Origin of the sequence: Massilia genomosp. 1 (assembly GCF_011682185.1) — a bacterium.
GTDB lineage: Bacteria > Pseudomonadota > Gammaproteobacteria > Burkholderiales > Burkholderiaceae_D > Telluria_A > Telluria_A rubra.
Window position 1 is genome coordinate 47,086 of record NZ_WHJF01000035.1, and the last position, 11,994, is coordinate 59,079.

Annotated in this window: 8 protein-coding genes and 2 rRNA genes; 4 read left to right on the forward strand and 6 right to left on the reverse strand. The window is 62.4% G+C overall.

Annotation, left to right across the window (positions count from 1 at the left end; all coding sequences use genetic code 11):
• Positions 1 to 5 precede the first annotated feature (5 nt).
• Positions 6 to 1,064: an aminopeptidase gene (locus tag F1735_RS15235; RefSeq protein ID WP_167237728.1), complete on the reverse strand. Its 1,059-nt coding sequence runs from the start codon at positions 1,062 to 1,064 to the stop codon at positions 6 to 8.
• A gap of 19 nt (positions 1,065 to 1,083) precedes the next feature.
• Complete coding sequence (locus F1735_RS15240; RefSeq protein WP_167237729.1) at positions 1,084 to 3,156, reverse strand: molybdopterin-containing oxidoreductase family protein; 2,073 nt, start codon at positions 3,154 to 3,156, stop codon at positions 1,084 to 1,086.
• Positions 3,157 to 3,308: 152 nt separating this feature from the next.
• Here F1735_RS15240 and F1735_RS15245 point away from each other — a divergent pair, with 152 nt between their 5' ends.
• Positions 3,309 to 4,508 (forward strand): M20 aminoacylase family protein, encoded by a 1,200-nt coding sequence (locus F1735_RS15245; protein WP_167237730.1) that lies wholly within the window; start codon positions 3,309 to 3,311, stop codon positions 4,506 to 4,508.
• Here the strand turns inward: F1735_RS15245 and F1735_RS15250 are convergent.
• Positions 4,505 to 5,410 (reverse strand): NAD(P)-dependent oxidoreductase, encoded by a 906-nt coding sequence (locus F1735_RS15250; RefSeq protein WP_167237731.1) that lies wholly within the window; start codon positions 5,408 to 5,410, stop codon positions 4,505 to 4,507. The two genes, F1735_RS15245 and F1735_RS15250, sit on opposite strands and share 4 nt — an antisense overlap.
• A 157-nt stretch (positions 5,411 to 5,567) precedes the next feature.
• Here F1735_RS15250 and F1735_RS15255 point away from each other — a divergent pair, with 157 nt between their 5' ends.
• Positions 5,568 to 6,128 carry an acyloxyacyl hydrolase gene (locus F1735_RS15255; RefSeq protein ID WP_167237732.1) on the forward strand — a complete coding sequence of 187 codons (561 nt, stop codon included), beginning with the start codon at positions 5,568 to 5,570 and terminating at the stop codon, positions 6,126 to 6,128.
• A 68-nt stretch (positions 6,129 to 6,196) separates the two neighbouring features.
• On the opposite strand, the gene F1735_RS15260 is transcribed toward F1735_RS15255, so the two are convergent.
• Positions 6,197 to 8,227 (reverse strand): esterase-like activity of phytase family protein, encoded by a 2,031-nt coding sequence (locus F1735_RS15260; protein ID WP_167237733.1) that lies wholly within the window; start codon positions 8,225 to 8,227, stop codon positions 6,197 to 6,199.
• 169 nt (positions 8,228 to 8,396) lie between these two features.
• On the opposite strand from F1735_RS15260, the gene F1735_RS15265 reads away from it, so the two are divergent.
• Both F1735_RS15265 and F1735_RS15270 read left to right on the forward strand, forming a co-directional pair.
• Positions 8,397 to 9,608 carry a M20/M25/M40 family metallo-hydrolase gene (locus F1735_RS15265; protein ID WP_229505796.1) on the forward strand — a complete coding sequence of 404 codons (1,212 nt, stop codon included), beginning with the start codon at positions 8,397 to 8,399 and terminating at the stop codon, positions 9,606 to 9,608.
• A gap of 269 nt (positions 9,609 to 9,877) precedes the next feature.
• Positions 9,878 to 11,464, forward strand: a complete 1,587-nt coding sequence (locus F1735_RS15270) for a M20/M25/M40 family metallo-hydrolase (RefSeq protein WP_187364255.1) — start codon at positions 9,878 to 9,880, stop codon at positions 11,462 to 11,464.
• Positions 11,465 to 11,637: 173 nt separating this feature from the next.
• On the opposite strand, the gene rrf is transcribed toward F1735_RS15270, so the two are convergent.
• Positions 11,638 to 11,750, reverse strand: a 5S ribosomal RNA gene (gene rrf, locus F1735_RS15275).
• A 146-nt stretch (positions 11,751 to 11,896) separates the two neighbouring features.
• Positions 11,897 to 11,994 (reverse strand): 23S ribosomal RNA (locus tag F1735_RS15280); the annotation flags it as partial.

Here is an 11,994-nt window from a genome sequence, read left to right on the forward strand (position 1 = left end):
TTTGTTCAGGCGCCGGCCAGCGCTTTCAGGCGGCGGTGGCGCTCGTCGCGGTCGAGTTCGGCCAAGGCCTTGGCGGCGGCGTAGAAACGCGCAAACGTTTTTTCGCGCGCCAGCAGGGCGCGGAAGGCCGGGATGAAATCGTTGTAGGTGGCGATCGAGGCCAAGTGGGCGTTCGAGAGCGGCTCGGCGAAGAAGCGGTCGTAGCCGGCATAACCGCCCCAGCTCGCCTTGAGCAGCTGGTAATCGTCCTGCAACTTCTGGAACAGGCGGGCTTTGGCGGCGCGTTTTTCGGCGACGCTGGCTTTGGACGCGTAGGCTTTGTCGAGCGCATCGCGGCAGCCCAGCAGCAGGGAGAGAAATTGTTTCTTGCGCGCCGAAATGGCGAGGTAGTTCGCGCGCATGGTGTCGTTACCGTAACCGCTGAGCCAGCGTTCCACGCCGGCCTCTTCCACCGCGCTGGCGAAGGATTCGTTAAATTGCGAGTCGCCCGCCACGTAGACCACCTGGTGCGACAGCTCGTGGAAAATCAGGCGCGCCAGTTCGGCGTCGGGATAGTGGATGAAGGTGGAAATGAGCGGGTCGTTGAACCAGCCCAGGGTGGAATACGCCGGCACGCCGCCGACCGAGACATCGTTGCCTTCCTCGCGCAACACGCGCGCATACTCGGTGGCGTCTTCCTTGCTGTAGTAGCCGCGGTAGGTGACGCAGCCGGCCACCGGGAAGCACCACTGGATCGGTTTCAAGGACAGTTCCGGCGCGGCCACCACGTTCCACAGCACAAACGGCCGGCTCAGGGCCGCGTAATTCTTGTAGCTGTTGTTGTCGGGCAAGCCCAGTTCCTTGACGGCGAAGGTGCGGATCTGGCGCGCCGTGGCCAGGCGCATGCGCAGCTTGGCGTCGGTGGCCTGGTCGTTCAGCCAGTCGTCGATGGAGCGCGCGTCGGACAGCAGGGTCAGCTGGCCCTGGGCCGCCTGGCGGTAATAATTCAGGCTGGAACAACTTGCCAGCAGCAATGCCGCCGTGCCTGCCATCAGGCCGTTGCGGGCCCGTCTGCTGAGTTTCATCGCGCACCCCCTTTGGGTTTTACACCTTTTCCACCTGCACCAGCGTATCGTAAAAGGTCGGCGCGCGGCCCATGTCGGTCAGGCGCTGGCTGGTCACTTCATTGGCGTTCTTGCCGTCGCTGGCAAGTTTCTTCCACCATACCGACAGGCCCACCACCAGCCCGGCGCGCGCTTTCGGCGTGACCCGCGCCCTGGCGACAAAGGCGCCGCGGTCGTTGAAAATGCGCACCATCTGGCCATGCTCGATGCCGCGCGCGGCGCTGTCGTCGGGATGGATGTCGAGATGCGGTTCGCCTTCGGTCGCGCGCAGGCTGGTCACGTTCACAAAGGTCGAGTTCAGGAAATTGCGCGCCGGCGGGGAAATCATGGCCAGCGGATATTTTGCCGCCAGCACCGGGTTGCTCGCCACCGATTCGTAGGGCGCAATATGCGCCGGCAGCGGGTCGAGTCCGTCGGCGAGCATGCTGGCCGAATAGAATTCGCATTTGCCCGATGGCGTGGGGAAACCGCCTTCAGCAAAGGGCGCGGCCGGCATCGCCAGTTTTTGCCAGCCTTTGCGCTTGAGCGATTCCCAGTCGAAATGAATCGCGCGCGGATGGCTGGCATCGAACGATTGCGCGGCCAGCTGGTCGTCGGTTTCCTGGAAGCACGGGTCGGTAAACCCCATGCGCGCGGCCAGCAGGCGGAAGATTTCGGTGTTGGGCTTGGCTTCGCCCAGCGGCGCGATGGCGGCGTTGTTGGCCATCATGTACAGGTGGCCGTAGGTGCTGTGGGCGTCCACGTGTTCCAGCTGGGTGGTGGCGGGGAGCACAATGTCGGCGTAGTCGGCGCTGTCGGTCTGGAAATGTTCGAGCACGACGGTGAACAGGTCCTCGCGCGCAAAGCCGCGCATGACCTTGCCGGAATCGGGGGCGATCGCCAGCGGGTTGGCGTTGTAGACGATCACGGCCTCGATCTTCGGGCCGAATGCGCTTGATGTGTCGCGCAGCAAATCGTCGCCGATGGTGGTCATGTTGATGGTGCGTACCGGTTGCTTGAGCAAGTCTGGACGTTGCAGCTTTTGCTTGTTGGTCGGGAACGAACCCGACAACGACAACTGGACCCCACCGGCAGGATGGCGCCAGGCGCCGACCAGGGCCGGCAGGCAGGTAATGTTGCGCACAGCCATGCCGCCGCCGCGTACGCGTTGCACGCCGTAATTGGTGCGGATCGCCACCGGTTCGCCGCGCCGGGCCGTTTCGCCGTACTCGCGCGCCAGGTTGTCGACTTCCTCGGGCGTAATGCCGCAGGTCTCGGCAACCCGCTGCGGCGGCCATTCGGCGGCGCGTTCTTTCAGTTGCTCGTAGCCCAGGGTGTAGCGGGCGATGTAATCGTCGTCGACCAGATTGTCGCGAATCAACACATGCATGAGGCCCAGCGCCAGCGCGGCATCCGTGCCGGGCAGCAGGGCAATGTGCTGGTGGCATTTTTCGGCCGTCAGGGAACGATACGGGTCGATCGCGATCAGGCGTGCGCCCTTGCGCTTGGCTTCCTGCGCGCGCATCCAGAAATGCAGGTTGGAGGCGATCGGGTTGCCACCCCAGATGATGATCAGTTTGGCATCCTGGAACTGCTCGACATCGGTGCCGATGGTGGCGCCGATGGTGTATTTATAGCCGGTAAAGCCGGCCGTGGCGCAGATTGTGCGGTCAAGCAAGGAGGCGCCGAGATGGTGGAAAAAGCGCGCCGACATCGAATCGCCCTGCACCAGGCCCATGGTGCCGGCGTAGCTGTACGGCAAGATCGCTTGCGGGGCGCGCGCGGCGATTTCTGTTAACCGGCTGGCAATGGTGTCGATCGCCTCGTCCCAGCTGATGCGCTCGAACTTGCCCTCGCCCTTGTTGCCGATCCTGCGCATGGGGTGCAGCAGGCGTTCGGCGTGGTAAGTGCGTTCGGCATAGCGCGAGACCTTGGTACACAGCACGCCGGCTGTGGTCGGATGGTCGGGGTCGCCTTTGACTTCGGTGGCGACGCCGTCTTCCACGGTGATGAGCAGGGCGCAGGTATCGGGACAGTCGTGCGGGCAGGTGGCCCTCACTTGGGTGGTGGTCATTGCAAGATCCAGGGAAACAGGTGTTGAAACCCTTACTCTATACGATTCCGGGACTGTTGATGAGAAGCAGGTCCGGTCTGCCAGCCTGATGCCCAGAAGGACTACAAAACTGCCACAAATGGGTTAACATTCCAGCATGAGTGGAGAATGATATGAACCTTGTTGAACCGATTATCGCCTTCCAGGGTGCGCTCGAGCAGATCCGGCGCGACCTGCATGCGCACCCGGAATTGTGTTACGAAGAAGTCCGCACCGCCGACGTGGTCGCGGCCCGCCTGACCGAATGGGGCATCCCCATCGTGCGCGGCCTGGGCCTGACGGGCGTGGTGGGCATCATCCGCAACGGCAGCTCCACCCGCGCGATCGGATTGCGGGCCGACATGGATGCCTTGCCGATGCAAGAAATCAACAGCTTCGAGCATGCCTCGCGCCATCCGGGCAAGATGCACGCCTGCGGTCACGACGGCCATACGGCCATGCTGCTGGGCGCGGCGCATCATTTGGCGAAACACCGCAATTTCGACGGCACCGTGTACCTGATTTTCCAGCCGGCCGAAGAAGGCGGCGGTGGCGCACGGCGCATGATGCAAGACGGCCTGTTCGAGCAGTTTCCGATGGATGCCGTGTACGGCATGCATAACTGGCCCGGCATGCCGATGGGCACGTTCGGCGTGGTGGCGGGGCCGATGATGGCGTCCAGTAACGAGTTCCGCGTGGTCGTCAAGGGCAAGGGTTGCCATGCGGCCCAGCCGCATCGTGGCGTCGACCCGGTCATGGTGGCGGTGCAGATCGCCCAGGCGTGGCAAACGATCATGTCGCGCGAGAAAAGTCCGCTCGATACGGCGGTGTTGTCGATCACGCAAATCCACGCGGGCAGCGCCACCAATGTGATTCCCGACGAAGCGGTGCTGATCGGCACCGTGCGCACCTTCACCACGCCGGTGCTGGACCTGATCGAGCAGCGCATGGGCGAGATGGCGCGGCATTGCGCGGCGGGCTTCAATGCCACGGTCGACTTCCAGTTCAAGCGCAACTATCCTCCGCTGGTCAATCATGCGCGCGAAACCGCCTTTGCGGTCGAGGCGATGACAGCCGTGGTGGGGCTGGACAAGGTCGATGCGCATACCGAGCCGACCATGGGTGCGGAGGATTTTGCCTTCATGCTGCAGGAAAAGCCGGGTTGCTATGTGTTCATCGGCAATGGCGAAGGCGACCATCGCGCCGGCGGTCACGGGCTGGGGCCATGCCAGTTGCACAACGCCAGTTACGACTTCAACGATAATTTGTTGCCGATCGGCGCCAGCTACTGGGTGCGGCTGGCCGAAATGCAGTTGGCGCCGGCCAAAGGCTAGTCCGGCGGCAACTGGTCCGGCGCCGTTCCCAGGCGCTGGCCCGGATTCATTTTCTCCAGCGCCAGCAGGGCGGCGGCGTGGTCGGCGCGCGGGTGCGCGTCGGCGATGCTGCGATAGTTGGCGGTGACGACCGAGGTGAGCGGCAGCACCAGGCCGGCCTCGGCGGCGGCCACCAGCACGTTTTGCAAGTCCTTGAGCTGGCTCGTGACCTGCCCGCCGGGAATGAAGTTGCGGTCCAGCATGCGCTGGCCGTGCAAGTCGAGGATGCGGCTTTCGGCAAAGCCGCCGCGGATCGCGCTGCGCACGGCGGCCGGATCGGCGCCGGCCGCCTGGGCCAGCAGCAGCGCCTCGGCCACGATGTTCAGGGTGCCGCCGACGATTAACTGATTACACAATTTGGCAACCTGGCCGCTGCCGGCGGGGCCGACCAGGGTGGGCCGCCCCATCGCGCGCAGGACGGGTTCTGCCCGGGCAAAGTCATCGAGCGCAGCGCCGGCCATGATCGCCAGGCTGCCGGCTTGCGCCCCTGCAACGCCTCCAGAGACGGGCGCATCGAGAAAACGGACCTGATGGGCAGCCAGGCGCGCGTGGAAGGCCAGCGCTTCGCCGTGCTGGGTCGAACTCATGTCGATCCAGAGCGTGCCGGGGGGCAGGCTGGGCAGCGCGGCGTCGATGACCTCGCTCACCACGGCCCCGGACGCGAGCATGGAAATGACGATATCGGCCGCGCGCACGGCTTCATCGAGCCCGCTGCAGGGCTCGATACCGGCGCAACGCAGGGCTTCGGCCTTGTCGGGAGAGCGGTTCCAGGCGCGTACGGTCCAGCCGGCTCCAGCAAGGCGGATGGCCATGGGATGGCCCATCAGGCCGATGCCGAGAAAGGCGATGGTAAGGGTGGTCAAGGCGGCCTCCTGGGATGGCAGTCAATGCGGCGTTAAGCATGTCATTTTATCAAATTGCGCGCACACGCGATGCAAGGCGAGGTTTTCGCTTCGCCGGTACAATACCGGACACGCTAATCATGATGAATTAGCGTGCCTATCTCAGAAAGCCCTACCTATGTCCCTGTTAAACATGAAGCTGTGTGCCTCGCTGGCAGCGCTCGCGGTGATGGCCGCAACCCCGTGCGCGTTTGCGTCCGACAAAGTTATTGACAATGCCTCGCTGGAAGTCGGTGGCGGCGCCAAGGTCCAGATGGTCCGTTTTGGCGTGCAAAAAGACTGGAACCAGCGCTGGTTCCAATCGAACGGCACCCACCTCAGCGGTTACTGGGATGCCTCGATTGCCCAATGGCGCGGCAATGCGTATCAAGACGTGGACGGCCAACACCAGAACATCACGAATATCGGTTTCACGCCGGTGTTCCGGTTCCAGGCCGACGACATGAGCGGCTGGTATGGCGAAGCGGGCATTGGCCTCAATTTGCTGTCGAAGCGCTATGACAACGATTCGAACCGGTTGTCGACCGCGTTCCAGTTCGGCGACCACCTGGGCGCTGGCTATGTCTTCGCCAATCAATGGGATGTCGGCATGAAGATTCAACACTTCTCGAACGGCGGCTATAAAAAGCCCAATAGCGGCGTGAACTTCCTGGTACTGAAGGTTTCGCGCGCGTTCTGATAAACGCTGCGTGTGGATGGTGCAAAACGGCGCCCGATGCGAATCGGTCGCCGTTTTGCCGTGGGCGATCAGTAGGACGACAGGGCTTTGTCGAATTTGATCAGCCACAGGCGGCTCGGGCGTTCCTTGTCGGCGCCACGGCCGACGCGGATGCGGTTGGCTTCGCCACAGCCGGCGGCGCTGCTCGCGATGAGCTTGCCGGCGGCGTTGACGTTGCATTTGGTGACGTCGGCGGCGGCCACGGTCTTGCCGTCCGGGCCGGTGACGCGGGTGACCATGCCGAAGTCATTGTCGTTGGTCAGCGCCAGGGTCATGCCGTCGACCAGGGCCAGCCCTTCCGCCTTTTCAGCCAGCCAGCCGAGCGCGTTCAGGTCCAGCAGCAAGGTCTTTTTCAGGGGCGTCACGCCGGCCCAGCTGGCGCCGTTGAGCGCCGTGCCGCTCATGCTGCTTTTTTCCAGGTCGGACGTGTCCGGATTGAAACCAGGGGCAAGAATGTTGCTGGCCTCGCCGATCTGGACCAGCATCAGCTTGTTGAACACCTCGCCGTCGGGTCCGGCGCCCTGCTCGATGACGACGAATTTGCCATTGCCCAGCGCCACCATGTCGCCCAGCTTGGCGTTGCCGGTACGCCCGTCCGCGTAATCCTTGCCGTCCAGCGGGTAGGCGAACATGCGGGTGGTCGCGCCGGTCGCCGGGTCGAATTCGATCCAGCGCGTAAAGCGGGCAAAGCGCTCGACCTGCTCTTTCTTGCCGGTCACCGTGTAGGCCGCCGTGCCATCGCTGAGCGGGCTTTGCAGAAAGGCGTGGATCTTGTCGCTGGCCGTGTCGAGCGTCATCCCTTCCATGCCGCGGTTGGCGCGGCGCTTGGCGAGAATGGCGGGCAAGCCGCTGCCGGGGGCGTATTTGGCCTGGATGATGCCCGTGCCGACGTCGATGCGCGCCAGGAAGGGGCCGTACTCATCGCTGACCCACAGGGCGTTGCGGCGCTGGTCGACGGCGATGGCTTCGCTGTCGATGCCGCCGGCCTTGAACACGGCCTTGCCGGCGGGATCAAATGTCATCGCGTCAAACACCGGGATTTCGGCCGAGTTGCCAAGCGATCCGGCCGGCACCGGCAAGCCTGACGCGTGTACGCCGGCCGCCACCTTGATCGGCAAGCTGGCGCTCAGGGTAGCGCCCTGTTTGCCGATGGTGAACACGCCGATCGATGGCGTGAAGCTGGGCGAAGGGAAAATCTTGCTGCCCATCGTACCCTGGCCGTCGAGCGCGGGGACATTCGGACCGTCGCCGTTGGGGCCGCGGTCGGTCAGGCCGTAGAACTCCAGTTCGCCGTTGGCATTCTTGCCCTTGAAAGCGAGCCCGGAACCGTAGGATGGCAGGAAGCCTTGCGGAAACTCGGCCTTCACGGCCGCATTGGCGCCTTCGTAGGGGACGTGGAAACTGGCGGCCGCCCTGACCTGATAGCGCGTCACGCTGGTAGCCACCTTGCCCAGCGGCGTGGACTGGGTAAATTGCTCGACCGCGGGCGTGCCGAGGCTGGCGGCGAGGGTATCTTCGAAATGTTCGCGTGCCAGCATGCGACGGTCGTCGTCGATGGTGCGCTCGCCGTAGGCGCTGCCGGCCAGGCTGCCTGCCAGCGCGGCGTTGAAGACGGGCGCGGCCGCATTGACGTCGAGCTGTTTGCCGGCCAGCGCGGCTTTTGCGTCGGCGCCGAGCTTGATGCCGTTGGATGGGTCGTTATCGTCGTCGAGCAATTGCAGGGCCAGCAAGCGGTTCACTACCTTGGGATCGGTCACGTCGGTTCCTCCCGAAAGCGACAGCGGCGTCAACAGCGTGCCGCAGCTCGCACTGCCTAATGCCATCCCGCCAATGCTGAAGGCAACTGTTTCGCCGACTATACAGGAGAACTCGCCTTTGGCATTGGTGCTGGCGCGCGCGTTCGTGCCGGCGACGTAGTCGAGCCCTTCGACGGCGGCGTCGAGGAAGACGCCGGTGTGCGCCGCCGGCGCGGTACGCACGGTGTCGCTGCTGCCGCCGCAGCCAGCCATGGCCATGGCCGCCGCAATGGCGATCAGGGAAAGTTGCGGGAGAAACTTCATGCAAGCCTCATCAGGGATGTCATTCGAAAACGAAAGAGTGTACTGAGCGAGCGTGACGGCCGGATGACATGCGCGTTTGACAAAGATCAACCATCCCACATTCAAAATTGAACTTTTACTGAACAACCGCAGTAAGCTTTTTCCATCGAGCAGGAGGGAGGGCTTTGCGATGCGGATACTGATCCTGGCAATGCTGTTGGCGGCGACGCCGCGCGCGCTGGCGCAGACCAGCTGGCTGACCGTGGACGAGGCGGCTTACCGCCTGTTAAGCCCGCTCATGCCGGCGGCACGCTTGCATGCGACTCCCAGCGCCGCAGCCATCAGCCCGGCGCCGGTGGTGCTGGTGGAAGTGCCGTCCAGGGAAGTGGGCCGGGTGGCGCGCTTGCTGCATCAACAGCTGGGGCATTGCGGCGGCTTCATGGTGCATGCGGACCAGGCCAGCGCGCAGCGCAGCCTGGCACAGGGCGCGGCGGCGCCGTTAGCCGGGCTGGTGCGACCAAGCTATCTGATCGCTCACCAGGCAACGGTCACGCCCATGCTGGCCAGCATGAACGCCAAGCATATCGCAGGCACGATCGCGGGCTTGTCGGCCTTTCCCGACCGCTTTTATAACAGCCCGCACGGCGCGCGTGCCTCCGAGTGGCTGCGGCAAGGCTGGGCCGCCACCGGCGCGCGCCACGGCGGCGTGCTGGTCGAGACCTTTGCCCACCCAGGCTTTCCGCAGGGATCGGTGATTGCCACCATCGACGGCACCGACCTGGCCGATGAAGTCGTCGTGATCGGCGCCCATCTCGATTCGATCAACACCAACGCCATGGACGAGCCGGGATCGGCGCAGGCTCCCGGCGCCGATGACGACGCCTCCGGCGTGGCCGGCCTGACCGAGGTGCTGCGCGCCATAAGCGAAAGCAAGTACCGGCCGCGCCGCACCATCAAGCTGATCGCTTACGCGGCGGAAGAAGTCGGCCTGCGCGGCTCGCAAGAGCTGGCGCGCGCGTTCCGGCAAGCCGGCATCCAGGTGGTCGGCGTGCTGCAGCTGGACATGATCAATTACAAGGGCGCGGACAAGGATATCTATCTGCTGCACGATTACAGCAGCGCCGAGCAGAATGAATTCCTGCGTAAATTGATCGCCGCATATTTGCCAGGTGTTACCGTCGGTAGCGATTCCTGCGCTTACGCCTGTTCCGACCATGCCTCCTGGCACGCCGAAGCTTACCCGGCCTCGATGCCCTTCGAGTCCTCGCTGGCACGCGCCAATCCCCCTATCCACAGCAAGAACGACACCTTCGCCAGCTCAGGCGGACAAGCCATGCACGCGCTCAAGTTCGCGCGCCTGGCGGCCGCCTTCGCCGTGGAGCTCGGCAGTTCCTCGCCATAACGGCTCATGCTTAACGGATACAAACTTGCCGTAAGTCATTGATTTGTATATAGATTTACTGTGAACAAATTCCTACAATCTAGTTTGTGCGGTACTTCCACGTGATAATATTTTTTGCAAAGTATGTACAACCATTTAGCAACGCAGGCATCCGACCGGTGCGGCCATTTCGGCTGCATTGTTTTTTGGATGAGCGCGGTCTGACCCACCAGTCACGCCATCGCTCGACAAATGGGCTACAACGCCCATCTATAAAAAAGGAAAATCCGATGGAGAACCAAGTGCATCAATTCCAGCGTCGCGCGATGCCTGCCCTGCTTGCAGTCCTGATTTCCGGGCTGCTGGCGACCACCAGTGCCAGCGCCGCCCCCGGCAAAGGCTGGATCACGGTGGGCGACACCGCGTACACGCATTTGCAAAAAGTTGCACCGCAAGCGATTGCGCGCCAGAGTCAGGTTGTGAGGACCAATGACCAGGCCGGGCTAGTCGCTGCGGAGCGAGTTCACCTGGTGCAAGTGAACGAAGAAGAGATGCTGAAGCTGAACGAATCGATCCACCATGAGCTCAAGCGTTGCGGCGGGTACATGTATCACGAGACCGAAGCCGACGGCAAGCGCGCGCTGGCCAAGCTGGCGGCCCCAAGCACCAACGCCAGCCTGGCGGCGTTGGCCCGGCCGAGCTACGTGATCGACAATCAAGCGCTGGTGACGCCGGTCTTGTCGCAAATGCAGGCCAGCAATATCGCCACGACGATTACCGAACTGTCGTCGTTCACGAACCGCTTTTATACGACCACGGGCGGCTCCGACGCGTCCAACTGGCTCAAGCAGAAGTGGGCCGGGATGGCCACCGGGCGCGCCGATATCGCGGTGACGCAATTCGCGCATACCGGCTACAACCAGAAATCGGTGATCTTGACCATTACCGGGACCGATAATCCGTCCGAGGTGATTGTGCTCGGTGGCCACCTCGATTCCACCATCGGCAATACCGGCGAAACGTCGCGCGCGCCTGGGGCCGATGACGATGCGTCCGGCATCGCCAGCATGACCGAAGTGCTGCGCTCGATGATTGCCAACGGCTACAAGCCGCGTCGCACCATCAAGATGATCGGTTATGCCGCCGAAGAAGTGGGGCTGCGCGGTTCGCAGGCGATTGCCCAGAATTTCAAGGCGAATAATGTGAACGTGGTCGGCGTCATGCAGCTCGACATGACCAACTATAAAGGCTCGGCCAACGATATTTATATCTATACCGACTACACCGACAGCGCGCAGAACACCTTCGTCGGCAATCTGATCACCACGTATCAGCCAACCCTGACGATCGGCTACGACAAGTGCGGTTATGGCTGCTCGGATCACGCTTCGTGGACGGCGCAGGGTTATTACGCATCGATGCCTTTCGAGGCCTCGTTCACCCAGGATAACCCATATATCCACACGGTCAACGACACGTTTGCCAATTCCGGCGGCCAGGCCAATCACTCGCTCAAATTCGCGCGCCTGGCGGCATCGTTCGCGATTGAACTGGGCAGCGATGGCGCAGCGCCGGGCGGTACCGACAAGACTGAAACGTTTACCGGCAGCCTGACCTCTGGACAGAAGAAAACCTTCGGTCCGTTCAAGGCGGCGATTGGTTCGGTCGTGTCGTCGACCACGGGAACGGGCGATACCGATCTGTATGTGCGTAAAACCTCGGTGCCGACCACCACCAGCTACACCTGCAAGTCGGATGGTTCGACCAGCACCGAAAACTGTACGGTCAACATGACGGCCAATGGCGATGTGTATGTGCTGTTGAACGGCTATACGGCGTCCAGCTACACCTTGAAAGTGACGTACAAGCCGCAGTAAGTTGCTGTCGGCGGTGAGCACCCGGCCGCGCGAACGCTACTGGCAGCGTTCGCGCGGCATTCACAATCGCTTTTTGAGGGGAAGTCACAAAAACGCGGACGAAAAAAAACCCGGTTTGCACCAGCGCGATCTTGAACGCGCTTGGGCTTACCGGGGCCTTTCTCTTATAACTAGCCTGACGATGACCTACTTTCACACTGGTTGCAGCACTATCATCGGCGTAAAATCGTTTCACGGTCCTGTTCGGGATGGGAAGGGGTGGTACCGATTTACTATGGTCATCAGGCATAACTTGGTCAGCTTGGTGCTCCCGACCGGGCAGCACTAGCTTGAATCTGGAAGAAGTATCGTTTTATTGTATTACTTTGGGTAGTGATTGCGTATCAACACAAGCACAACGCGCTTTCTTATCTCTGTACCTGCTAAGGTTATAGGGACAAGCCGTACGGGCAATTAGTATCAGTTAGCTTAATGCATTACTGCACTTCCACACCTGACCTATCAACGTCCTGGTCTCGAACGACCCTTTA

Coding starts and splice junctions, on each gene's coding strand:
- F1735_RS15235 (WP_167237728.1), bottom strand. CDS start 1,064: ATGAAACTCAGCAGACGGGCCCGCAACGGCCTGATGGCAGGCACGGCG.
- F1735_RS15240 (WP_167237729.1), bottom strand. CDS start 3,156: ATGACCACCACCCAAGTGAGGGCCACCTGCCCGCACGACTGTCCCGAT.
- F1735_RS15245 (WP_167237730.1), top strand. CDS start 3,309: ATGAACCTTGTTGAACCGATTATCGCCTTCCAGGGTGCGCTCGAGCAG.
- F1735_RS15255 (WP_167237732.1), top strand. CDS start 5,568: ATGTCCCTGTTAAACATGAAGCTGTGTGCCTCGCTGGCAGCGCTCGCG.
- F1735_RS15260 (WP_167237733.1), bottom strand. CDS start 8,227: ATGAAGTTTCTCCCGCAACTTTCCCTGATCGCCATTGCGGCGGCCATG.
- F1735_RS15265 (WP_229505796.1), top strand. CDS start 8,397: ATGCGGATACTGATCCTGGCAATGCTGTTGGCGGCGACGCCGCGCGCG.
- F1735_RS15270 (WP_187364255.1), top strand. CDS start 9,878: ATGGAGAACCAAGTGCATCAATTCCAGCGTCGCGCGATGCCTGCCCTG.